We start from the raw sequence: 21,572 nt of genomic DNA, 5'->3' as shown, positions 1-21,572 counted from the left end.
CACTCCTAGAGATGATCGACAAGCTTGTACGGTTGCACGAAGAAAGAAACATTTGTTCAGCGCGGCCCGGCGGTGTGCCGCGCTACGTTCCGTACGCCGGCGGTCGCCTCCGCGTAATGTCGGGCGCATGGGAGATGACGCGCTGCGCGATGACGTCCTCGAGGAGCTGGGCGAGGACCGGATCCAGGAACTCGCCGGGGAGCTCGGCACCGACTCCGAGGGGGCGAGGCAGGTCGTGGCGGCCACCGTCTCCGCGCTTCCCGCCGACTTCGGCGAGCGGCCCGGCGGCGGGCTGATGTCCGGAGTCCTGGCCCGGATCTCCGCTCCCGTGGCCGAGTCCGTCGCCGCGCGGACCGGGATCCCCGTCGCGACCGTCAGCCGGGCCCTCGAGCTGCTGCTCCCCGTCATCGCCACCACCCTCGCCAAACGCCGGAAGGGCTGATTCCGCCGCCGGTCACGGAAACCCGACCCCCGCGGTCCACCGCTTCGAAGCAGAGCGGATCATGGGGGCGTGAACACGAAAACCGCAGGCCGCAGGGTGTGGACGTGGTCGGCGATCGCCACCTCGACGGCAGCGCAGCTTGTCGAGATCTGGATCGTGGGAGCCGCTCTGTTCGGCTGGGGCCTCACCCGTCCCGATCCCGACCCGGAGGCCGACAGCCCCGCCTTCTTCCTCGTGTTCGGCGTGCCGATCCTGACGGCGTTGCTGACGGTGGTGTGCTCGGTCGTCACCCTCGCGCTCGTCATGCCCACCGTCACCCTCGCCCACCGGGTGGGCCGCCGGTGGGGCGGCGACGCCCTGTGGTGGACCCCGGCCACGTCCGCCGTGACGTCCGCCGCGGCCGTGGGCGCCACGGGGCTGGGGGCGGCGGTGTTCGGCGGGCATGTCGGCGCGCCCGTGGTCTACGCGTGGTGGTGGTTCGCGATCACGGTGCTGATCGCTCCGGCGGGCATGACGGCCTGCCTCTCCTCTCAGCGCACGGCACTGGGCCGGCCGAGCCTGTGGCGGCCCCTGCTCCTCCGCGGCGGCGCCGGCGCGGTGGCCGTCGCCGTCGTCGCGACGTTCGCCGGGATCCTGTGGGAGACGGCCACCGGCTGACGGCCGGTAAGGGCGTACGGCGGCGGCCTCGCGGGGTCGTACGGTGCTCCTGCGGAGCCCCCGATGATCGCGGGCGTACCGGCATCGGCGACAATTTCCCCGGGCCGGCCGGCGCCGGCTCGTGCGGCCCGGAACTCCCGCTCGTTGAGTAAGTGGTGGGCCTGCGCCGCGGACGGGGGCGGGCCGCAGCACAGACTGAGGAGTAGCACGTGGGGAATCCAGCACAGACCGACGATCCCGTCGCCGGGGGCGGCAGCCCGCCGGACGACGGGGATCGGACGGACGGCACGCGAGGCCGGAGGCAGGCAAGGCAGCAGCGCTCCTTCTGGAAGGAGTTCCCCTTCCTCATCGGCATCGCCCTGCTGCTGGCGCTGCTCATCAAGACGTTCCTGCTGCAGGCGTTCTCCATCCCGTCGAACTCGATGCAGAACACGCTGCAGATAGGCGATCGCGTTCTGGTCGACAAGCTGACGCCGTGGTTCGGCTCCGAGCCCGAGCGGGGCGAGGTCGTCGTCTTCCGCGACCCCGACAACTGGCTGCGGGACGAGCCGACGGCCGAGCCGAACGCCCTGCAGAAGGCCCTCAGCTTCGTCGGGCTCATGCCGTCCGCCGACGAGAAGGACCTCATCAAGCGGGTCGTCGGAGTCGCCGGCGACACGGTGGAGTGTGTGGGCACCGGCCCGCTGAAGGTCAACGGCAAGGCGCTCGACGAGCCCTACGTCTTCGCCGGGAACACCCCCTGCAGCACCGAGGAGCAGAACGGCCGGGGCGGCCAGTTCAAGGTGACCGTGCCCAAGGGCAAGATCTGGGTGATGGGCGACCACCGGCAGGACTCGGCCGACTCCCGCTACCACCAGGACAGTCCGGGCCAGGGCTTCGTGCCCGTCGACGACGTCGTCGGGCGTGCCGTGGTGATCGCCTGGCCGCTCAATCGCTGGGACACGCTGCCCGTTCCGGACACCTTCGACCAGCGGGGCCTGAGCGCCGCGGCGACCGTGGCACCGGGGGCGCTGGCCCTCACCGCGGCCGTGCCCGCGGTGCTCTGGCGCCGGCGCCGCCGGTAGGAACTCCCGCACGTCCTGGGCGCGCCGGCGGCGTGCCCAGGACGGAAGCGGGATGACGTACGGTCAGGCCGCGGCGGACCGGCCGGTCGGCCGGGCCGGCGCGGCGACGTCATGACCGGCGGGCGGGGGCGCAAGGCGCAGCGCCGCCCGGGCCTCGGTGGCGTAGGTGTCGACGTACTCCTGCCGCGAGAGCTTGAGGATCGCGTACATGATCTCGTCGGTGACCGCGCGCAGCACCGCACGCTGGTCCTCCATCCCCGCGTAGCGGGAGAAGTCGAGCGGCTCGCCGAAGCGGATGGTGATGGGCACCAGGCGCGGCAGCCGCCGTCCGGTCGGCTGCGCCTCGAAGGTGCCGATCATGGCGCAGGGAATGACCGGGGCCCCCGACCTGAGCGCCATGGCGGCGACGCCGACCTTGCCCTTGTACAGCCGCCCGTCGTGCGAGCGCGTCCCCTCCGGGTAGATGCCGAGCAGCTCGCCCCGCTCCAGGACGCCCAGCGCCGTGTCGACCGCCGCCTGCGCCGCCTCCTTGCCCGAGCGGTCCACCGGGATCCCGCCGATGCCGCGGAAGAACGCCGCCGTGAGCCGGCCCTTCAGGCCCGTACCGGTGAAGTACTCCATCTTGGCGAGGAAGGTGATCCGGCGCTTGACCATCACCGGCATCATGAAGTGGTCGGAGAACGACAGGTGGTTGCCCGCGATGATGGCGGCCCCGGACGTCGGCAGGTGCTCCATGCCCTCGACCTTCGGCCGGAAGACCCACCGCAACAGCGGTATGAGCACGATGTTCTTGAAGAAGTAGTAGAACATTGTTCGACAAGCCCCTTGTCCGAGCGACCTGACCCCCGCGCCGAGGCACGCTAGCCGGAGGGCGGGATCATGGGGAGAGTGTCTATTCGGCCACTCTGCGCAACCGCTTGGCGGGCCACCAGTTGGCCCGGCCGGCCAGCGACATGATCGCGGGTACGAGCAGGGCGCGTACCAGGGTGCAGTCGATGACGACGGCCACGGCCAGGCCGAAGCCGATGAACTGAAGCATGATCAGGTCGCAGGCGGCCAGCGACGCCATGACCACGGCGAAGATCAGCGCGGCGGAGGTGAACAGCCGCCCCGTGCGCTGCAGGCCCACGGCGACGGCGAGTCCGGTGGGCGTGCCCCGGCGGTGTTCCTCGAGGATGCGGGAGAGCAGGAAGACCTCGTAGTCCATGGACAGGCCGAAAGCCGTGCAGAACATCACCGCCGGAATGACCACATCGGTGGTGGCCGGGCCGTGGGCGTGGCCGAGCAGGACCTCCAGGCGTCCCTGCTGGAAGACGGCGACGATGATGCCGAACGTCGCGGCGAGGCTCAGGGCGTTCAGCAGCACCGCCTTGACGGGGACGAGCAGGCTGCGCGTGTAGAGGAACAGCAGTACGAGCGTGGCGACCACAGTGAGCAGCATGGCCAGCGGCAGCGGGCCGGTGAGGGCCTGTTCCGTGTCGGTCAGCCGGGCTCCCGGACCACCCACCAGCGCCCGGGCGGGGGCGGGTTCCTCCCGCAGCCGCTCGGTCAGCAGGCGGCCGTCGGGAGAGAGCGGGGAGTCGGAGGTGGGGGTGACGTCCAGCCAGGTGCCGGCCGGCCCGGTGAAGCCGGCGGCCCAGGGGCCGGCGGCGGCGATGCGCCGGCCGTGGTGGTAGACGCCGGTCGCGGTCCGGACCTGGCGGACGCCGGGCAGGCCGGACAGGCGGGCGGCGTAGGTGTGCACCCGGGTCGCGGCGGCGGCACCCGCGCGTGCCGCCGGGGCGGGCTCGCCGGCGGCGGACCCGTCGCCGGCGGGTGTGGTGCCGGCGGATGTGGTGCCCCCCGGCGTGCCGTTCGCTGCCGTGTCGCCGGCGGGTGCGGTGCCCCCTGGCGTGCCGTCCGCTGCCGTGTCGCCGGCGGGTGCGGTGCCTCCCGACGCGTCGCTCGCGGACGCGTCGCCGACGGCCGCGGTGCCCGCCGACGCGTCGCTCACGGGCGGGACGCGGAGGTGCGGGAGCACGACGGTGGCCGCGGCGCCGCTTCCGCCTGCGAAGTCCTGGCGCAGCCGCTGGGAGGCCTGGGCCACGGGTGAGGAGGCGGGCAGGACGCGGTCGTCGTACATGCCGAACCGCGCGCCGGCGCCGGGGGCGGCCAGCAGCCCGAGCAGCAGCAGGGTGCCGAGGGTGACGAGGACCGGCCGCCGGGTCACCCACATGGCCAGCCGGTACCAGCGCCCTTCGGCGACCGGCCGGCCGGGGCCGGTGCGCCAGCGGGCGAAGGCGTCCCAGGCGTTGACCTTCTCCCCCAGCAGCACCAACAGCGCCGGCAGCACCAGCAGTGCGCCCGCCGCCGAGCACAGGGCGACGGCCGCGCCGCCGACGGCGAGGGAGCGGGTCAGGGTGAGCGGGAAGACCATCAGAGTGCCCAGGACCGCCGCGATGGTGGTCGCGGAGAAGAGCACGGCCCGCCCCGCGGTGCGTACGGCCCGCTCGACGGCCCTGACCGGTGAGGTACCGTCGGCGAGTTCCTCGCGGCAGCGGCTGACGAGCAGCAGGCAGTAGTCGACGGCCAGCCCGAAGCCGAGGGCGGTGGCGATGTTCAGGACGAACACCGAGACCGTCATCACCTCGCTCAGCGCGCGCAGCAGCGCGGTGGTGGTGAGGACGGCGAACGCGCCGACGGCCACGGGCAGCAGGGCGGCCACCACGCTGCCGAAGACCCACAGCAGGATCAGCAGGACCACCGGCGCGACGACGATCTCGGCGATCAGCGCGCCCTTGGTGCTCAGGCGTTCCATCTCGGAGAACAGCGCGGCCTCGCCGGCGACGGAGACCCGCAGCGGCCCGGCGCGCCCGGTCTCGCTCGCGGCGACGGCCCGCCCGGCGGCCAGGACGGCCCGCTCGTCGCCCTTGAAACGCACGGCGACGACGGCGGTGTGTCCGTCGCGGCCGCGCAGTTCGGGTGTGGCCCGCGGCCAGTAGCCGTGCACCCAGGCGGTCCGGGGGTCGGCGGTGAGACGGTCGGTCAGCGCGCGGCCCGCCCGGGCGGCCTCGGGCGAGTCGACCGGTTCCTTCGAGGTGGCGAGCAGCATCAGGTGGGGCTGGCCGGCGCCGAAGCGGGCGGCCAGGAAGGCGTCGGCCCGGGTGGACTGCGCGGTGGCCGGCGTCCAGCCGCCCGGTGCGAGCCGTTCGCCGACGCCGTGTCCGGCCACGGCGGCCGCGAGGGCCACCAGACCCAGCAGGACGAGCAGGACGGCGGCTCGCCGCCGGGTTCCGTAGGCCGTACGCGTCCAGGGCGGGCGGCGGGGCTGGTGGAGGAGCATCACGCATCGCGCCCTTCGCCGCGTCACCTGGCGGGTTATCTCGTCGTATTAACTCGTCCTATTAAATGGCGTGGTGATGAAATTCCCGGCAGGAAACGTGGAGCGAATGAGTGAGCGTCCGGAAGTTCGGTGGGCGGCCGGAGTTACTCCGGGTCACTTCCCCGGCGGGTAGCCGGAGTTACTCCCGGTCACTTCCCCGGCCCGCAGCGGCTCCGAAGGCCCGAAGAAACACCCGCGTCTAGGAATCCGCGGTGAGCCTGGGCATCTCGCCCTTCGTCGTTCCCGTGTCGATGACGGCGAAGGCCGCGCCCTGCGGGTCGCTGAGTGCGGCGAACCGGCCGAAGGGGCTGTCCACCGGGCCGAAATGCAGCCGCCCGCCGCGCTCGAGCGCCTTCGTGACGGTCGCGTCGCAGTCCCCGACGGCGAAGAACACGTTGATGTAGGGCGGGACCTCGGGCGGGAAGTCGTCCGTCATCCGCATCCGGCCCAGGACGATCTCGTCGCCCACGCTGAAGACCTTGAAGTCGACCGCCTCGTCCTCCATCCGCTTCACCGTGTAGGGGAAGACGGCGGGGAAGAAGGCGTCGGCCTTGCCCGGCTCGCGTGTGAAGACCTCGGCCCAGCAGTACGCGCCCGGGACGCCGCGCTTCTCGAAGCCCTGGTGGGTGCCCGCCTGCCACACGCCGAAGGCGACGCCGCCCGGGTCCTGCGCGAGCAGCATGGAGCCGAAGTCGCCCACCTTCATGGGCTCCAGCAGTACGGTGCCGCCGTTGGCCCGGATCTTCTCGGCCGTGGCGGCGGCGTCCGGCGAGGAGAAGTACAGGCACCAGGCGGACTGGCCCTCCTGCCCCGGCATCGGGGGGACGACGGCGGCGACGGCCTTGCCGTCGGAGTAGGCCTGGGTGTAGTTGCCGTACTCCGCCGCGCTCTCACCGAAGGTCCAGCCCAGCACGTCGCCGTAGAACCTCTTGGCGCTCTCGAGGTCGGCGAACATCGCGTCGGCCCAGCACGGCACGCCTTCCGGTGGTGCGGCCATGGCGTTCGCCCCTTCCGATCGGTGGATGATCCGGCTTCACGCTAACCGGATGACCACCTTCCGGTGCGTACGCACGACCGAGGTGACGATTCCCCTTGCCCCGTACGGGCGACATGGTGCTTGTGCGACCAGGGGTGAGGGCAGGCACTGCTATGTCAAAACCGATGACCGGATAAGAGGTACTTCATGCGCCGTCCCGCCGTCATGACCCTCGGAACCGCCGCCGTGCTCGGTCTGCTGGGCGGTCCGGTCGCCGCGCCGGGCAGGGCCGGCCGCGTGCCCGGCATCCCGGCGGCCCGTGCGCCGTACGGCCGGTCCGGCCGGCCCCTCGCCCCCGGCGCGGAGGCGAAGGACCGGCGTCCGGGCGACTAGGCGCGCGTCAGCGGCCGTTCTCGTCGCGGATGAGGGTGCGCACCATCCGGCAGGTGACGTCGGAGGGGCGGTGCACCCCGATCTCGATGGCCACCCTCCGTATCCTGCGGTTGCTCGCCGTCCTCGGGCGGTAGACGCCGGAGTGGAGCAGGGCGATGGCCAGGCGCATGGCCTTCAGCCGGCGGTTGTGCGACTCGTACCACTCGCGCGGGCGCCCGGCGGGCAGCCTCTTCCTGGGCAGGGTCGCAAGGCTCGGCAGCTCGGTAAGGGACGTTGCGGCGACAGCCATCGGCATCCTCCTGACGTGGTCGTGCGCTCTTCCTCGACTCTTCGATTTTACTGCGGGGCACTGACAATCGGCCCAGGTCAGAAGGTTCTTGGAGCATTCACGACGGATGGCCGACGGGCAGCCGGCGGATGGCGCGAGGGACCGTCAGGCGCTGCTGTTGAGGAAGCCGATGCCGGTCGCGCCCCACCAGCCGGCCTGAGAGAGGAGCACGCTCGCGGCGCAGCGGGCGAGCAGCGGGCGCGAGGCGCGGTGGCCGAGGAGGCGCCGGTGCAGGGCCATGGCGTGGACGCCGTTGAGGGCGACGAGGAGGACCAGGCAGAGCTTGACCCGGGTGAGGGTGGAGCCGGTGTCCGGGTGCAGGAAGACGCCGCTGGCGGTCAGGCCCACCAGGCCGCCCCATATCGGCGCGTGCACCGCGCCGGCGGCGGAGAGGACGTCGCCGAGGCTGCGCCGGCCCATAAGCCACAGCGCCCCGATCCAGTCGACGGTCAGTACGGCGCCGAAGCCGACGAGCAGGCAGGCCAGGTGGGCGAAGAGCGCCACCCGGTGCAGGAGGGGGTCGGCGTGCACGTGCGGCGCGGCCCAGACGGCCGCGGCCCACACCGCGCAGGCGGCGCCGGCCGCGAGCAGGTGGACGACGCCACGGGGGATCAGGCGCTCGGATTCGGCCAGTGCAGGACCGGCGGGGGCGGGAGCGTGCGGGGCGAGGAGCGTCATGGTCTGGCCCCGGGGGCACGCGTGAGGCGGGCAGCGCGGAGGCTCACCGCAGGGTTCACCGCGGAACATATGGATATGGGCGATATGGGACTCACGGCACTCACGGCAACCTCCCGTTTTTAGGTGAGGCTTACCTAAGAGCCTGTGTGGCTGGATGTCAAACCCGGTCCCCGGTCAGCCGCAGCGGCTTGCGGGGGGCCGGCGGCTGGGCGGGCGCGACGACGTCGGGGACGTCGTCCTCGCGCTGCGCGGCGTAGCGGCCCAGGCCGCGCAGGAGCGCCTTGGGCATCGTCGGCGGCAGCGCCGCGTCGACGGCGGGCCACGCCTCGTCGAGCAGCCGGACCGCGTGGGCGCGGGCGGCGTCCACCGCGCCGCACTCGGTGAGCACGGCGGCCACGGCCGCCGCGACCGCGGGCGTGGCCCGCCCGCCGCGCACGGCGGCCCATACGGAGCGCCGGCGCTCGGGCGACAGCAGCGGCACGGCGTGCGCCAGGGGCACGGTGACCTTGCCGTTCAGCAGGTCCTCCGCCACGCGCTTGGCCGCGCGGCGGCGCCCCTGGTGCCTGACGGTGCCGATGCCGCGCAGGTCCGCGACGTCGTCGCTGATCTGGTAGGCGACCCCGACGGCCTCGAAATACGCGCCGACGGCGGCGATCTGCTCCTCCCGCGCGCCGGTCATCAGGGCGCTGGCCTCGGCGAACATCCGTACCGGCAGGCCGGACTTGAGCCGGTGGGTGGAGTGCAGCCGCTCGAGCAGCGCCGAAGGGTCGCCGGTGGCCACGGCGGCGTCCATGGCCGGGCCGTGTCCGGCGATGTCGAGCGCCTGCCCGGCGTGGCCGGCCCGCAGGGCGCGCAGGAAGGCCCGGTACACGCGCAGGCGCAGCACGGGGTCCTCGGGCAGGACGTCGTCCGCCACCCGGTCGAACACGAAGTAGGCCGCCGTGCCCGCGTTGATGGCGGTCGGCACGCCGAAGACCTCGTGGACGGTGGGCCCGCCGCGGCGCAGTGGGGAGTCGTCCTCGACGTCGTCGACGATCAGGGATCCGGCGTGCAGCAGCTCGGTGACGGCCATCAGAGGGCGGTAGCGGTCGGCGTGACGGCAGAAGAGGGCCATGACGCAGGCCGACGCGAACGAACGCCAGGTCTTTCCCCCCAGGTCCGTCAGGTGGCGTACGGGCAGGACGAGTTGGGCGTGCACCTCTGCGGCCGAGGGGTCGTCGAGCGGCGTGTGGCCCTCGAGGCCGGCCAGGCCGCGCAGCACGGCGCCGTCCGCGGCGTCGGGGTAGTAGCGGTGTACTTCCGCGCGGGTGAGGCGGCCGACGCGGCGCATGAAGTCCTCGAGGTCGCCGATGACATGGGGCGGGACGAACTCCACGCGTGCGTGGCCGCGCACGGGCCGCCCGGCCATGGTGCCCTCGACCTCGCACTCGCCCTGCCAGAAGGCGCGTCCCACGGACATCGACAGGACCTCCTGGTCGCGCGGCGCGGCGGTCAGGCGCACGTCCAGGCCGGCCTCGGGGATCCGCAGCCGGGTGCCGACGGGATAGGAGTTGAGGGTGAGTGAGGAGTCCCAGCGCCGGACGGTGCGCAGGTCGGCCGTCACGGGGCGGGCGGGGCCGCCGGGGCCTGCCAGGGCACACACCGTGTGCTGTTCCGTCGCGGTGTGGGTGGCCATGGGCCGGTCCGGTCCGGCGGCGTCCGGCGGCGGCGCGTCGGCCGTCTCCTCGACGAGGCTGGTACGCAGGACCGTCGCGTCCCAGCCGTTGTCCAGCCGCACCTGCGCCCACATCCGGGCGCTCGGCGCGTCGTCGGGGCCGGGTGCCCGGCCGGGCACCCCCGCGAAGGAGCGCTCCAGCCACGCCTCGCCGGTGACGGGCGCGGGGGCGCGGCCGGGTGCGGTCAGCGTGCCGTCGGCCGCCATGCGGGGCAGGCAGGAGACGACGAGGCCGTCGGGTCCTTCGCCGGCGCTCAGCGGCAGCGGGGCCCTGCGGGGCCGGACGGTCAGCGCGAAGCCCTCCTCCTGGCCGGTCACCGTCAGCGCGTAGGAGCCGTCGGGGTTCCGCCGCAGGGTGGCGACGCCCCCGAAGTCCAGGTCCAGCCGGTGCGCGTCGACGCGTACGGGCGCCGGCAGCAGCCGGTCGGGGAGCAGGGGCCGGCCGTCGGCCAGGATGTCCAGGACGGCCCGGCGGACGTGGGGGTCCCAGGCCCCGCCGCCGTCCTGGATCGCCGATCGGGCGCGGGCGAAGGCGGCGTCGTCCAGCCAGGACTCGAAGGTGTGGCCGTTCCTGGTGTGGTCGGTGTGCGACCAGATGAGGGTGTGGGCGGACGGCCGGGCCGGCGTGCCGCCGGGATCCTGACGGTGGCACAGGAAGAGGACGGACAGGCCGTGTTCGTTCCCCTCGGCCGTCCGTACGCGGGCGTTGACGCACCACCGCTCCACGGCGCGGTCCGGGTGGGGCGGATCCTGAGCGAAGTGCTTGTTCACGGGAGTCCCAAGGAGGAGGTTCCTGCGGTACGGAACGCGTACTGGCCGTAACCGCGGAGTCGTCAACTCGGTCACGCGTCATCACTCGATCGAATGCTGATCGCCTGGCGATTGACGCTTCGTCGACCGGCCATCCAGGTGAGGACGCAGCGCGCCGCCCGTGGGCGCGCCCGGTGGCCCCCGTATACCCGGGACACGACCCCCGAGGCGGACGGGAACGGTGGACGAGCATGGTGACGCGGTGGGTGATCTCCCGTCCCTGGCGGGTGCTGACCGGGGCGGCGCTGCTGGGCGCGGTGCTGGGGCTGTGGCTCATGGGGGCGCACCCGCAGTTCAGCGGCGGCGGCTATCTGGCCACCGGCACCGAGGCCGCCCGGGCCGACGCCGTGCTGGCCGAGCGGTTCCACGCGGGCCTGCCGGACCTGGTGCTGCGGGCGGACGCCCGCTCCCCCGTCACGGACGAACCGGTCGCCCGCGCCGGCCTCGGACTGACCGCCGGCCTGGCCCGGCAGCCGGGCGTCGAGCGCGTCTACTCCTACTGGAACACCGGCGCCGCCGAACTGCTCGGCGCGGACCGGCGCGGCGCGCTGCTCGTCGTCGACCTCGCCGGGGACGACGCGACCACCGCACGGGCCGCCGAGCGCCTGGTGCCGCGCTTCACCGGCCGGCACGGACCGCTGCGGGTCTCGGCCACCGGCACCTCCTACGTCTCCGCCCAGGCCACCTCCGTCAGCCGGCACGAGCTGCTGCGGGCGGAGATGCTGGGCGTGCCGCTGACCGGGCTGGCCCTGCTGCTGGCCTTCGGCTCGCCCGTCGCGGCGCTGCTGCCCGTGCTGACGGGGCTGTTCGCGGTGCTGGGCGCCTATCCGCTGCTGTGCGCGCTCGCCACCGCGATGCCGGTGTCCGCGCTGGCCACGAACCTCGTGACGGCCCTCGGCTTCGGGCTGGCCGTCGACTACGGCCTGTTTCTCGTCAGCCGCCACCGCCAGGAGCTCGCCGCGACGGGCGGCGACAACCGCGAGGCCACGCTGCGCACCATGCGCACCGCCGGTCGTACGGTCTTCTTCTCCAGCGGCACGATCGCGGTCTGCCTGACGCCGATGCTGCTGCTCCCCGTGCCGTTCCTGCGGTCGCTGGCCTGCGCGGGCATCGCGGTCGTGATGTGCTCGGGGCTCGCCACCGCGCTGCTGCCCGCGCTGCTGGTGCTCCTCGGCCGGTGGATCGACCGCGGCGACCCGTTCGCCCGGTGGCGCCGGGAACGGTCCGACGAGAGCCCGCTGTGGCGGCGCGTCGCCCGCGCCGCCACCGCCCGGCCGCTGCTGGCCGGCGGCAGCTGCGTGCTGCTGCTCGCCGCCTCCGCGCTGCCGTTCACCCACGTCCGCTTCGGCGTCACCGACTACCGCGTCCTGCCTCCCGAGCTGGAGTCGCACGCGGTCGCCGCGGGCATCGGGCGCGACTTCGCGCTCCCGTGGGACCGGGCCGTCACCGTGCTGCTGCCCGCCACCGACGCCGTCGAGCAGGAGGCGGAGGTGACCGGCTACGCCCGCCGGCTCTCCGCGCGCCCCGACGTCTCCCGCGTGGTGACGGGACTGGGCACCTACGCCCACGGACGCGAGGTCGCCGGCCCCACGCCCGGATCACTGCTGCAGATCACCGACGGCGGCACCTGGCTGGCCGTCACCGGATCGGGGCCGACGTCCCAGGACCCCGCGCTGGTACGGACCCTGCGCGCACTGCCCTCACCGGGCCCGCACCTGGTCACCGGCACCCCGGCCCGCGTGCTGGACACCAAGTCGGCGCTGGCGCACTCCGTGCCGTTCATCGGGGCGCTGCTCATCGGCTGTGTGCTGGTCCTGCTCTTCCTGTTCACCGGGTCCGTGGTCATCCCGCTCAAGGCGGTCGTCCTGGCCGCGCTGAGCCTGAGCGCGAGCTTCGGGGCGATGGTCCTCGTCTTCCAGGAGGGCCATCTGCGCGGGCTCCTCGGGCCGTTCACGGTGACCGGCGAGCTGGAGACCTCCATGCCGGTGGTGATGTTCTGCTTCGCGTTCGGGGTGTCCGTGGACTACGAGCTGTTCCTCATCGCCCGCATCCAGGAGGAGTACCGCGCCGGCGCCGACTGCCGGGACGCCGTCGTCGGCGGCATCGCCCGTACCGGACGCGTGATCACCACGGCGTCGGTGCTCGTCGCCCTCGCCGTGCTGCCCCTGCTGACCTCGCACGTCGTCCTGCTGAAGATGTTCGGGTGCGGCATCGCGCTCGCCGTCCTCGTGGACGCCACCGTCGTGCGCGGGATCCTCGTGCCCGCCTTCATGCGGCTGGCCGGCCGGGCCAACTGGTGGGCGCCCGCACCGCTGCCGCGCCTCCACCGCCGCCTGGGGCTGCACACCGCCTTCCTGCCGTCGGCGCCGGCCGGCGCCGTGCCGGCCCAGCAGAAACAGACCCTGAGGAAGAAGATCCGGACATGACCCTCACCCGACGCTCCCGCACCGCGGCCGCCCGCGCGACCGCCGTCGCCCTGCTGCTCGGCGCCCTCACCACGGCGGCCGGCCCCACCGCGCCGCCCGCCACCGCCGTGCCCGCGCGGAGCGCTCCGGCGGCCGCCCTGAACTGCGCCCTGCAGACGGCGCCGGGCGAGCCCGTCGTCTTCCGGCCGAGCCTGACGGGCCGCATGCGCCAGGTCTCGGCGACGGGCACCGTCCTGCTCGACCGCTGCACGTCCCCCGACGGCAGCCAGCGCGGCGTGCGCTCCGGACGGCTGGTCCTGCGCGGCTCCGCCATGGCCAACTGCCTGACGGCCGACCGGATCGAGGGATCCGGCACCGTCACCTGGTACCACGGCTGGGCCCAGCGCGGCTACCGGGCCGGAGTCTCCCACCTCAGACCCGCCGCCCGGGGCGGCGGCTACACCCCGGCCGACGCCTTCCTCAGCGGCGGCGTCGTCTCGGGGCGGATGGCGCGGCGCCACGTCCACGGCTGGGCGGTGCCCACCACCGACGTGACCGGCTGCGCCCTCAGCGGGCTGCGGGCCGTCGCGGGACGGGGCAACATCTCGTTCGGCTGAGCCGGCGTCAGGCGCAGTCCTGGGTGGCGCACAGCCGCCAGGGTTCCCACGACACGAAGCGCTCGCGCTCGGTGATCTGCCAGAACCGGTTGCGGTTCCACTCGCGGACGACCAGGCGCAGGCAGCCGTCGGGCAGTTGGGTGACCGAGCTCGGCTGGCTGAGACCCACGTTCGGGTCGGGGACCGTGCCCAGGCCCATCCTCACCCACACGGCGGCGCCCGCGCTACGGCGCGAACCGCCGTCCGTCGCGGCACCCTCCCCGGCCGGGCCCGGCTCGCCGATCCTTGGGTCATGAAGATGCCCGTGCCGGTCGCCGTCCTCGCCGCGCTCGCCGCCCTGTGCGCCTTCCTGCCCCCGCAACCGGCCCCCGCCGGGCCGCCGCGCGTGACGGACGTACGGCCGCTGCGCGCCCTCGACGAGGCGTTCGGCCGGTACGCCGACCACGGGCGTTCGCCGCGTCACTGGACGGGCGGCGACAGCACGTACTCCGTGCCGACGCCCGCCGGCGAACTGTGGGTGTTCTCCGACACCTTCCTCGGCACGGTACGGCCCGACGGCTCCCGCTCCCCCGTCATCGGCGAGGGCGGCACGACCCCCTTCGTCCACAACAGCTTCGTGCTCTGGAACGCGGGCGGGCCCCGCACCGTCACCGGCCGGGACGCGTCCGGGCGTCCCGCCCCGCTCGTCGCCGGAACCGACCCCGGCCAGTGGTACTGGGCACGGGCCGCACTCCGCGACGGAAACGACGTGAGCGTCGTCTACGCGCGCTACGCCCGCACCGGCAGCGGCCCGCTGGACCTGGCCTGGCGCGGCAACGTCCTGGCCCGCTTCCGCACCACGGCGCTGTCCCGGCCCGCCTCGCCGACCCCGCTGCCGTCCTCGTCCGGCGTCTCCTGGGGCGCGTGGCTCGAGCGCCGGGGGGCGTACACCTATGTCTACGGCACCGAACCCGCCGCGTCGGGCGCCCACCACCTGCGGCTGGCCCGCGTCGAGGGGAGCGACCTGCGGCGGCCGTGGCGCTACCGCACCGCCCGCGGCGGCTGGTCCGCCCGCGAGGCGGACGCCGCCCGGCTGACCGGCCCCGGCGGCGCCGCGCTGCTCACCTCCGACGAGCTCAGCGTGGTCCGGCACGGCGACTGGTACGCGCTGGTGACCCAGCGCGCCGACCAGCCGTTCAGCGCCGAGACGCAGCTCGCCTGGGCCCGGGATCCCGGCGGCCCCTTCACCCGGCCCCGGACGGTCCACACCGCGCCGGAGGCCGGACCCCACGGCACGTACCACGACGCGGACGTCATCGCCTACAACCCGCACGAGCATCCCGAGCTCGAGCGCCGGGGCCGCCGGGAACTCGTCGTCTCCTACAACGTCAACAGCCTGGAGCCGCGCGACGTCATCCGCCGCGCGGCCATCTACCGGCCGCGGTTCCTGCGCATCACACTCGCGCCCGCTACTTGACCGCGCCGAGCCCGGCCGCGCCCGCCCGGGCGTACTTCTCGTCCAGGTCCCCGCTCGGGGCGCCCGCGACGCCGATGCCCGCGACCGGGGCGCCGTCCGCCTGGACCGGGGTGCCGCCCGGCAGGAAGAGGGTGCCGGGGATGTCCTTGAGGTTCGGCGTCTGCTCGAGGCGCTTGACCAGCTCGGACGTGGGGGCGTTCCAGGACACGGCGGTGTACGCCTTGCGCTGGGCGGACTCGTAGGACTGCGGGCCCGCGCCGTCGCCGCGCAGGACGACGACGGTGTTGCCGTTGCGGTCGACGACGGCGACGGTCACCTTCTGCCCGTCCTTGCGCGCGGCCGCCAGCGCGGCCTGCGCCGCCTTGGTCGCCGAGTCCACCGACAGGTGGGACGACCGGGTGAGGCCGCCGCCGGCCGCCTGGACGGGGGCCGCCTGGCCCGCGGCCGGGGAGGCGGTCGCGGAGACGGCGCCGAAGGTGGCGGCGCCGACGGCGGCCGCGGCGGCGACGCCGGTCAGCACCCGGGCGCGGGTGGACGGACGGCGGGAGGGCTTCTCGGTGTTCGGCACGGTGACTCCTCGGTAAAAGGGGACGGGCTGGTGCGACGACCTCATCCTCGAATCCGGGCCCGCCCCCGGGGATCGCCGTTCCGGCTGCTCCGCCGGGGCGGTACGGACGACCCCGTGTCAACCGATCGGATGATGCGCGGCGGCCCCGCACGGTTTAGGACAGGAGAAGGGAGATCCCCGCCGCGCGCAGAGGCGCGGCACGACGAGCCACGCGAGAAGGAGACGAAATACGTGCACGCCGACCCAGCGCACACCCCGGAACGGGAGCCGGACCGGAAGCCGGACCGGGAGCCCGACGCCTGGTGGCTCGCCATGGTCAGGCACAGCGCGTTCCTCCTCCTGCTGGGCGCCTCCCTCGTCCGCTTCCTGATCCGCCACCCCGGCGACCCGCGCACCGCCTGGGTCGTGGCCCTGAGCGCGGTGCTCGCCCTGCTGTACGGGATCGGCCGCGACGACGACCGCGCCACCGCGAAGCGGCGGCTGTGGCTCGGCGCGCTCGTCGCGGTGTGGGCCGTGCTCGTCGTGCTCGCCCCCAGCTTCGCGTGGTGCGCGATCCCGCTGGTCTACACGAGCCTGCGGGTGCTGCCCGCCCGCGCCGCCCTGATTCTGATCGCCGTCCTGACGGTCTTCGTGACGGCCGCGCAGATCAGCCTCTTCGGCTTCGACCCCGCCCTGGTGGTCGCCCCGCCGGTCGTCGCCGCGATGGCGACCGCCGTCTTCGTCCACATGGAGCGGCAGGCGGCCCGGCAGCGGGCGCTGATCGACGACCTGCTGCGCACCCGCCGCGAGCTGGCCGCCACCGAGCGGCGCGAGGGCACCCTGGCGGAGCGGCAGCGGCTGTCGATGGAGATCCACGACACCCTCGCGCAGGGCCTGTCCAGCCAGGGGATGCTGCTCCAGGCGGCGGACCGGGTCTGGGACGCCGACCCGGCCACGGCACGCGCCCACGTGCGGACGGCCACCCGGATCGCCGCCCGCGGTCTGGCCGAGGCCCGCCGCTTCGTCCACGACCTCGCGCCGCCCGACCTCGAGCGCGGCGTGCCGCTGGCCAGGGCCCTGCGCGGCCTGGCCGAGCGGGAGTCGGACGACGCCCTCACGGTGCGCTTCCACCTCGAGGGCGAGCCGGGAGAGCTGCCCGCGCGGGTCGAGTCGGCCCTGCTGCGCATCGCCCAGGGGGCGCTGGCCAACGTCCGCGAGCACTCCGGCGCCCGCCACGCGGCCCTGACCCTCACCTGCCTGGACGACCAGGTGGTCCTCGACGTGGCCGACGACGGGCGGGGCCTGGGCCCGCGCGGCGGGGAGCGGCGGCGGCCGGGCCGGGGCCGCGGGCACGGCCTGCCCGGCATGCGCGCCCGCGCCGAGCAGGTCGGCGGCCGGCTCAGCGTGGAGTCGGCGCCCGGCGAGGGCACCGTCGTCTCCGCCCGCGTCCCCCTTCCCCCGCACACCCCCGCGCCCTCCCCTCGGAGTCCTCATGAACGCCCCCGTACGCCTGCTGCTGTGCGACGACCACGTCGTCGTCCGGGCCGGTCTGCTGGCCCTGCTGGCCAGCGAGCCGGGCATCGAGGTGGTCGGCGAGACCGGCAGCGGCGAGGAGGCCGTCGCGCTGGCCGGACGGCTGCGGCCGGACGTGGTGCTGATGGACCTGCAGCTCGGCCCGGTCACGGGCGCGGCGGGCGGCATCGACGGCGTGGAGGCCACCCGCCGCATCACCGCCGCGCCCGGCGCGCCGTACGTCCTGGTCCTGACGACCTATGACACCGACGCGGACGTCCGGCGGGCGGTCGAGGCCGGGGCGACCGGCTACCTGCTGAAGGCGGAGCGCCCCGAGGAGTTGTTCGCCGCGATCCACGCGGCGGCCCGGGGCCGGACCGCCTTCTCCCAGCCGGTCGTCGGCCGGGTCATGGCGCACATGCGCGGCGGGGCGGCTCCCGGCACTCTCACCGAGCGGGAGCAGGACATCCTCGGCCAGCTGGCGCGCGGCCTGGGCAACCGGGAGATCGCCCGGGCGCTGTTCATCAGCGAGGCCACGGTCAAGACCCATCTGGGCCGGATCTACGCCAAGCTCGGCGTGGACACCCGCGCGGGCGCGGTGGCCGTGGCCAAGGAGCGGCGGCTGCTGCCCTGAGTCACCGCCGGTGGGCGGGCGCAGCGGCGTGCCGGGGGGCGTGCGGGAGGGGGTCGTGGTGGATCCGCCCGGCGGGCAGGCCCATCTCCGTCAGCCGTGCGACCGTGGCGGCGACCATCGCCGGCGGGCCGCTGACGTAGGCCGTCCTGTTCGACCAGCCGCCGTCCTGCCGCCGGAGGGCGTCGAGGACCGTGCCGCCCCCGCGGATCGTGCTCTCGTCGCCGAGCACGGGCACCACGCGCAGCCACGGCCGCCGGCTCTCCAGGTCGGCGAGCCAGTCGCCGTCGTACAGGTCGGCGCGATTCCGGGCGCCGACGGCGAGGTGGACCAGCCGGTGCCCGGAGGGGCGGGCGGACACCTCCTGCAGCAGGGCCTTGAGGGGGGCGAGTCCCGTGCCGCCCGCCACGAGCAGCAGGTCGCGCGTGAGTTCGCCGCCCAGGGTCATCTGCCCCTTCGCGGGGCCGAGCCGCAGCGTGTCGCCCACGCCGGTGCGGCGGACGAGCGCCTCGCTGACGCCTCCCGTGCCGGTCTGCCGGACGTGGAACTCCACGACGTTGTCGGCCCGGGGCGCGCAGGCCATCGAGTAGTGCCGCCAGGCGTGCGGCAGCAGCGGCGACTCCACCGCGGCGTACTGCCCGGCCCGGTAGGGGTAGGCCTCATGGGTCCGTACGCGCAGCACCGCGAGGCCGGGGCGGCGGAGTTCGTGGGCGACGACCACGGCGTGCCAGGAGGGCGGTTCGCCGATGGCGGCGTCCGCGCCGGCGACCATGGCGTCGACGGCGGCCCGCAGCATGCGTAGCCAGGCCCCCTCCAGCTCGGCGCTCCACCGCTCGCCCGCCCGGATCTTCAGCGCCTCGCAGAGCGCGGCCTCGAAGGCCTCGTAGTGCGCCGGCCGGACGCCGAGCTTGCGGTGGTCGCGGCCCAGCCGGGTGAACGTGGCGGCCACCTCGTCGGGGTGGTCCAGATTCTCCGTCAGGTAATGGAACATCCGGGCGAGGTGCTCGCGCTGGAAGGCCATGGACTCGGGGAAGAGGGACCTCAGGTAGGGCCAGCGCCGGAACATCACCTCGTACAGGTGGGTGATGAGGTCCTCGAAGGGCGTGACCAGGGGGAGCTCACGGCGGATCAGCCGCCGGTCGGCGTCGTCGGGACCCGGCGCAAGCGCCGGGGAGTCGTCCCGGGGGGATAACGCGCCCGGCGAGAGCAGCTGCCTGCGCAGCCGCATCGCGTCGTGCCTCGCCAGCAGCGCGTAGTAGTCGTTGCCCTGGGTGCTGGTGTTCACAGGCCGGATCTCCGGTGAAGGGGGTGGGGTGGCAAAGCAGTATGACACCGCCCAAAAGTGCCCGTTCGGCCCGGGGCGACAGGGCCGAACGGCCCTGTTCCGGGGGGCGGGTGCGGGTGCCCGGTGACAGGCTGTCGGGGCGAGGGCCCGGGCGGGTGCGACAGGGAGACCGCCCCGGGATTCCGGCGCGGACCAGACGAGGACCGGCGAAGGGCAGCCCATGATCACCACCGATTTCCGTCCCGGCTCTCCGTGCTGGATCGACCTGGGCACCCCCGACCTGGGTGCGACGGCCGGCTTCTACCGGGCCGTCTTCGGCTGGGAGTTCGAGACCGGCGGCCCCGAGACGGCCGGTTACGGCATCTTCAAGCTGAATGGCAGGACGGTGGGCGGGCTGGGCCGGCTCACCGAGGAGGGGGCCCGCTCGGCCTGGATGATCTACTTCAACACCCCGGACGCCCGCACCGCGGCCCAGACCACCGAGCGCGCGGGCGGGCGGGTGCGGGTCGCCCCGGTGGACGCCGACGGCGAGGGGATGATGGCCCAGCTCACCGATCCGCTGGGCGGGCAGTTCGCGGTGTGGCAGCCCGGTACGAGCCAGGGCCTGGAAGCGGTCGACATGCCCGGCACGCTGGCCTGGACCGAGCTCTACACCACGGACGCCACGGCCGCGCGGGACTTCTACGGCTCCCTGTTCGACTGGCAGACGTCGGACATTCCGCTGCCGGGCGGCGGCGGTACGTACACCCTCGTCACCCCCGCCGGTTGCGGCGAGGAGCGCATGCAGGGCGGCATCATGCAGCTCCCCCGGGAGCACCTGGCCCTCAACGACGGCCGGCCCTACTGGCACCCGGTCTTCGGCGTGACCGACTGCGACGCCACCGTCGCCGCGATCACGGGCAACGGTGGCGCTGTGCAGATGGGACCGGAGGACATGGAGGGGGTCGGACGGCTGGCCGTGTGCCAGGACCCCTCCGGCGCCGACTTCGTGGCGCTGGCCCCCGCGTCGGACGCCGGCGGATCAGGCGCCGGCCAGGGGTGAGCGGAGGTAGATCTTCCCGGTGGCCTCCTTGGGGATCTCGTTCTTCACCAGGGAGGCGGCCCGGCCCACGGGGGCGGCGTCCACGGACGCCAGCCGGGAGACCCGCTCGGTCAGGGAAGGGGCCTTGGCACCGCCCTCGCCGGCCGCCTGCGCGGTGCCCGCGGAGAGGGCGAGGCCGCACGCGGCGAGGAGAACCGATCCGGCCGCGCGGCGCGTCATGATGTGATTCTTCATGGTTTCTTCAACGATGACGGTGTATTCCGGACACTGCCGCAGCATCCCTCCTTCCCTTTCTGCTTCCCCTGTCGCAGCACCCTCTTGTGCCCGGCGTCCAGGGCCGCGTCTTCGCCGGCCGGTAGCCGGGAGCGCGGGCAACCGACCGGCCCGCACCGGCGTCTCCCACCCTGTCCCCGGCCCGGTCCGGCGGGGGCTTCTACCGGGCCCGCCGAGCGCGTGCGAGGCTGGGGGAACCACAGGTCGGAACAGGGGACACAGTGAGCGATATAGGCGGGCCGGCCGGCACGGTCGCGAGGACCGGACCGGCCGGGGAGCCGGAGCCGGCGCTGAGGCCGCGCGGGCTGGTGGACCTCAGGGGGCCGGGCGCCGTCCCGGCCGTGCTGTCCTACCCGCCGGGCGCCGTGGTGGTCGTCTCCGGCCTGCCCGGCAGCGGCAAGAGCACCCTGCTGCGCCGCTGGTCCCGCGCGGCGGCCGTCGTCGACCCCCGCACCGTCCATGTCGCGTGCGAGGCCGTGATGCCGGCCCGCCTGCCGTACGCGGTGTACCGGCCCTGGGCCCGGCTCGAGCACGTCCGGTGGCTGCGCACGGAGGCGCGCGGCGGCGGGCCGGTGCTGGTGCACGACTGCGGCAGCCGGCCCTGGATGCGCCGCTGGCTGGCCCGGACCGCGGGGCGTCAGGGGCGCGAGCTGCACGTGGTGCTGCTGGACGTGGGGGCCGCGGAGGCGCTGGCCGGCCAGGAGGCCCGCGGCCGCTGGGCCCCGGCCCGCGTCTTCGACCGGCACCGGCGCGGCCTCGAACAACTGCTGACCGCCCTCGGCGGGCCCGACGGGCGGCCGGAGCGGGGTGCCCCGCTGCCGGACGCCGTCGCCGAGGCGGCCTCGGTGGTGCTGCTCGACCGGGCGTCGCGCGAGCGCGTCGCGGCCGTGGAGTTCACCGGCCGCTAGGGCGTGTCCGGGTGGCCGGCCGTCAGCCGGCCGGTGCCGGCTCGAGGACGAACACGGGGATCTCGCGCTCGGTCTTGGCCTGGTAGTCGTCGTAGTCGGGGTACGCCTCGACCGCGCGCCCCCACCACAGGGCCTTCTCCTCGCCCTCGACCTCCCGGGCGACCATGTCCCTCCTGACCGTGCCGTCCCGCAGCTCGACGCGCGGGTGGGCCTTGAGGTTGAAGTACCACACCGGGTGCTTGGGGGCGCCGCCCAGGGAGGCGACCACGGCGTACTCGCCCTGGTGCTCGACCCGCATCAGGGGCGTCTTGCGGAGCTTGCCCGAGCGCGCCCCGACCGACGTCAGGATGATCACCGGCATGCCGCGCATCGTGGTGCCTTGGGTGCCGCCCGAACTCTCGTAGAGCTCGACCTGCTCGCGTACCCACTGGGCGGAACTCGGCTCGTACTCACCGTCAAGAGGCATACCCCCC

Annotated in this window: 21 protein-coding genes and 1 pseudogene; 11 read left to right on the top strand and 11 right to left on the bottom strand. The window is 74.4% G+C overall.

The genetic code is table 11. The annotated features are described in order from the left end of the window. Positions 1-127 precede the first annotated feature (127 nt). From J1792_RS15405 to lepB, 3 genes are all read left to right on the top strand, one after another. Positions 128-442, top strand: a complete 315-nt coding sequence (locus J1792_RS15405) for a DUF937 domain-containing protein (RefSeq protein WP_086567506.1) — start codon at positions 128-130, stop codon at positions 440-442. A gap of 69 nt (positions 443-511) precedes the next feature. After that, a complete protein-coding gene (locus J1792_RS15400; protein WP_143587586.1) occupies positions 512-1,099 on the top strand; it encodes a hypothetical protein in 588 nt (195 codons plus the stop codon). A gap of 209 nt (positions 1,100-1,308) precedes the next feature. After that, positions 1,309-2,163 (top strand): signal peptidase I, encoded by an 855-nt coding sequence (lepB, locus tag J1792_RS15395; RefSeq protein ID WP_086567509.1) that lies wholly within the window; start codon positions 1,309-1,311, stop codon positions 2,161-2,163. 63 nt (positions 2,164-2,226) lie between these two features. On the opposite strand, the gene J1792_RS15390 is transcribed toward lepB, so the two are convergent. From J1792_RS15390 to J1792_RS15380, 3 genes are all read right to left on the bottom strand, one after another. Further along, positions 2,227-2,973: a lysophospholipid acyltransferase family protein gene (locus J1792_RS15390; RefSeq protein ID WP_086567511.1), complete on the bottom strand. Its 747-nt coding sequence runs from the start codon at positions 2,971-2,973 to the stop codon at positions 2,227-2,229. 82 nt (positions 2,974-3,055) lie between these two features. Next, positions 3,056-5,485, bottom strand: a complete 2,430-nt coding sequence (locus tag J1792_RS15385) for an MMPL family transporter (protein WP_207247484.1) — start codon at positions 5,483-5,485, stop codon at positions 3,056-3,058. A gap of 238 nt (positions 5,486-5,723) precedes the next feature. Further along, the gene (locus tag J1792_RS15380; RefSeq protein ID WP_086567514.1) at positions 5,724-6,521 is read right to left on the bottom strand and encodes a VOC family protein; all 798 of its coding nucleotides are present in this window, start codon (positions 6,519-6,521) and stop codon (positions 5,724-5,726) included. 186 nt (positions 6,522-6,707) lie between these two features. On the opposite strand from J1792_RS15380, the gene J1792_RS15375 reads away from it, so the two are divergent. Continuing rightward, complete coding sequence (locus tag J1792_RS15375; RefSeq protein WP_086567515.1) at positions 6,708-6,893, top strand: hypothetical protein; 186 nt, start codon at positions 6,708-6,710, stop codon at positions 6,891-6,893. Positions 6,894-6,900: 7 nt separating this feature from the next. On the opposite strand, the gene J1792_RS15370 is transcribed toward J1792_RS15375, so the two are convergent. From J1792_RS15370 to J1792_RS15360, 3 genes are all read right to left on the bottom strand, one after another. Then, complete coding sequence (locus J1792_RS15370) at positions 6,901-7,182, bottom strand: hypothetical protein (RefSeq protein WP_086567531.1); 282 nt, start codon at positions 7,180-7,182, stop codon at positions 6,901-6,903. A gap of 144 nt (positions 7,183-7,326) precedes the next feature. Further along, positions 7,327-7,899, bottom strand: a complete 573-nt coding sequence (locus J1792_RS15365; RefSeq protein ID WP_207247483.1) for a hypothetical protein — start codon at positions 7,897-7,899, stop codon at positions 7,327-7,329. Positions 7,900-8,056: 157 nt separating this feature from the next. After that, positions 8,057-10,384: a polyprenyl synthetase family protein gene (locus J1792_RS15360; protein WP_207247482.1), complete on the bottom strand. Its 2,328-nt coding sequence runs from the start codon at positions 10,382-10,384 to the stop codon at positions 8,057-8,059. A gap of 245 nt (positions 10,385-10,629) precedes the next feature. On the opposite strand from J1792_RS15360, the gene J1792_RS15355 reads away from it, so the two are divergent. Both J1792_RS15355 and J1792_RS15350 read left to right on the top strand, forming a co-directional pair. Further along, positions 10,630-12,849, top strand: a complete 2,220-nt coding sequence (locus J1792_RS15355; RefSeq protein ID WP_207247481.1) for an MMPL family transporter — start codon at positions 10,630-10,632, stop codon at positions 12,847-12,849. After that, a complete protein-coding gene (locus tag J1792_RS15350; protein ID WP_086567522.1) occupies positions 12,846-13,445 on the top strand; it encodes a hypothetical protein in 600 nt (199 codons plus the stop codon). Before J1792_RS15355 ends, J1792_RS15350 begins: the two co-directional genes overlap by 4 nt. Before the next feature lie 7 nt (positions 13,446-13,452). On the opposite strand, the gene J1792_RS15345 is transcribed toward J1792_RS15350, so the two are convergent. Then, complete coding sequence (locus J1792_RS15345; protein ID WP_207247480.1) at positions 13,453-13,614, bottom strand: hypothetical protein; 162 nt, start codon at positions 13,612-13,614, stop codon at positions 13,453-13,455. A gap of 123 nt (positions 13,615-13,737) precedes the next feature. Here J1792_RS15345 and J1792_RS15340 point away from each other — a divergent pair, with 123 nt between their 5' ends. Further along, positions 13,738-14,901 carry a DUF5005 domain-containing protein gene (locus J1792_RS15340; RefSeq protein WP_086567525.1) on the top strand — a complete coding sequence of 388 codons (1,164 nt, stop codon included), beginning with the start codon at positions 13,738-13,740 and terminating at the stop codon, positions 14,899-14,901. Here J1792_RS15340 and J1792_RS15335 read toward each other — a convergent pair. Beyond that, positions 14,894-15,469, bottom strand: a complete 576-nt coding sequence (locus J1792_RS15335; RefSeq protein ID WP_242705126.1) for a GlcG/HbpS family heme-binding protein — start codon at positions 15,467-15,469, stop codon at positions 14,894-14,896. The two genes, J1792_RS15340 and J1792_RS15335, sit on opposite strands and share 8 nt — an antisense overlap. A gap of 312 nt (positions 15,470-15,781) precedes the next feature. On the opposite strand from J1792_RS15335, the pseudogene J1792_RS15330 reads away from it, so the two are divergent. Both J1792_RS15330 and J1792_RS15325 read left to right on the top strand, forming a co-directional pair. Continuing rightward, positions 15,782-16,924: pseudogene (locus J1792_RS15330) on the top strand (sensor histidine kinase); the annotation flags it as partial. 16 nt (positions 16,925-16,940) lie between these two features. Beyond that, on the top strand, positions 16,941-17,594 hold the full coding sequence (locus J1792_RS15325) for a response regulator (protein ID WP_207247479.1): 654 nt from the start codon (positions 16,941-16,943) through the stop codon (positions 17,592-17,594). Position 17,595: 1 nt separating this feature from the next. Here J1792_RS15325 and J1792_RS15320 read toward each other — a convergent pair whose 3' ends face one another. Continuing rightward, on the bottom strand, positions 17,596-18,876 hold the full coding sequence (locus tag J1792_RS15320) for a globin domain-containing protein (RefSeq protein ID WP_242705125.1): 1,281 nt from the start codon (positions 18,874-18,876) through the stop codon (positions 17,596-17,598). 220 nt (positions 18,877-19,096) lie between these two features. On the opposite strand from J1792_RS15320, the gene J1792_RS15315 reads away from it, so the two are divergent. Then, entirely contained in the window at positions 19,097-19,918 is an 822-nt protein-coding gene (locus J1792_RS15315) for a VOC family protein (RefSeq protein WP_207247477.1), read from the top strand. Here the strand turns inward: J1792_RS15315 and J1792_RS15310 are convergent. Beyond that, the gene (locus J1792_RS15310) at positions 19,898-20,152 is read right to left on the bottom strand and encodes a hypothetical protein (RefSeq protein ID WP_143587727.1); all 255 of its coding nucleotides are present in this window, start codon (positions 20,150-20,152) and stop codon (positions 19,898-19,900) included. The two genes, J1792_RS15315 and J1792_RS15310, sit on opposite strands and share 21 nt — an antisense overlap. Before the next feature lie 260 nt (positions 20,153-20,412). On the opposite strand from J1792_RS15310, the gene J1792_RS15305 reads away from it, so the two are divergent. After that, positions 20,413-21,099 (top strand): AAA family ATPase, encoded by a 687-nt coding sequence (locus tag J1792_RS15305; RefSeq protein ID WP_086571806.1) that lies wholly within the window; start codon positions 20,413-20,415, stop codon positions 21,097-21,099. Between the two features lie 22 nt (positions 21,100-21,121). On the opposite strand, the gene J1792_RS15300 is transcribed toward J1792_RS15305, so the two are convergent. After that, the gene (locus J1792_RS15300; protein WP_086571808.1) at positions 21,122-21,565 is read right to left on the bottom strand and encodes a nitroreductase family deazaflavin-dependent oxidoreductase; all 444 of its coding nucleotides are present in this window, start codon (positions 21,563-21,565) and stop codon (positions 21,122-21,124) included. Positions 21,566-21,572 lie beyond the last annotated feature (7 nt).

The sequence above is a fragment of the Streptomyces triculaminicus genome, from assembly GCF_017349075.1.
Taxonomy (GTDB): Bacteria; Actinomycetota; Actinomycetes; order Streptomycetales; family Streptomycetaceae; genus Streptomyces; species Streptomyces triculaminicus.
This window is presented reverse-complemented; position numbering and strand designations above follow the sequence as displayed.

What these genes read in the sequence shown, in the direction of transcription:
- J1792_RS15405 (WP_086567506.1), top strand. Translation starts at nt 128, where the DNA reads ATGGGAGATGACGCGCTGCGCGATGACGTCCTCGAGGAGCTGGGCGAG.
- J1792_RS15315 (WP_207247477.1), top strand. Translation starts at nt 19,097, where the DNA reads ATGATCACCACCGATTTCCGTCCCGGCTCTCCGTGCTGGATCGACCTG.
- J1792_RS15325 (WP_207247479.1), top strand. Translation starts at nt 16,941, where the DNA reads ATGAACGCCCCCGTACGCCTGCTGCTGTGCGACGACCACGTCGTCGTC.
- J1792_RS15385 (WP_207247484.1), bottom strand. Translation starts at nt 5,485, where the DNA reads ATGCTCCTCCACCAGCCCCGCCGCCCGCCCTGGACGCGTACGGCCTAC.
- J1792_RS15375 (WP_086567515.1), top strand. Translation starts at nt 6,708, where the DNA reads ATGCGCCGTCCCGCCGTCATGACCCTCGGAACCGCCGCCGTGCTCGGT.
- J1792_RS15340 (WP_086567525.1), top strand. Translation starts at nt 13,738, where the DNA reads ATGAAGATGCCCGTGCCGGTCGCCGTCCTCGCCGCGCTCGCCGCCCTG.
- J1792_RS15380 (WP_086567514.1), bottom strand. Translation starts at nt 6,521, where the DNA reads ATGGCCGCACCACCGGAAGGCGTGCCGTGCTGGGCCGACGCGATGTTC.
- J1792_RS15300 (WP_086571808.1), bottom strand. Translation starts at nt 21,565, where the DNA reads ATGCCTCTTGACGGTGAGTACGAGCCGAGTTCCGCCCAGTGGGTACGC.
- J1792_RS15390 (WP_086567511.1), bottom strand. Translation starts at nt 2,973, where the DNA reads ATGTTCTACTACTTCTTCAAGAACATCGTGCTCATACCGCTGTTGCGG.
- J1792_RS15350 (WP_086567522.1), top strand. Translation starts at nt 12,846, where the DNA reads ATGACCCTCACCCGACGCTCCCGCACCGCGGCCGCCCGCGCGACCGCC.
- J1792_RS15310 (WP_143587727.1), bottom strand. Translation starts at nt 20,152, where the DNA reads ATGAAGAATCACATCATGACGCGCCGCGCGGCCGGATCGGTTCTCCTC.
- J1792_RS15370 (WP_086567531.1), bottom strand. Translation starts at nt 7,182, where the DNA reads ATGGCTGTCGCCGCAACGTCCCTTACCGAGCTGCCGAGCCTTGCGACC.
- J1792_RS15365 (WP_207247483.1), bottom strand. Translation starts at nt 7,899, where the DNA reads ATGACGCTCCTCGCCCCGCACGCTCCCGCCCCCGCCGGTCCTGCACTG.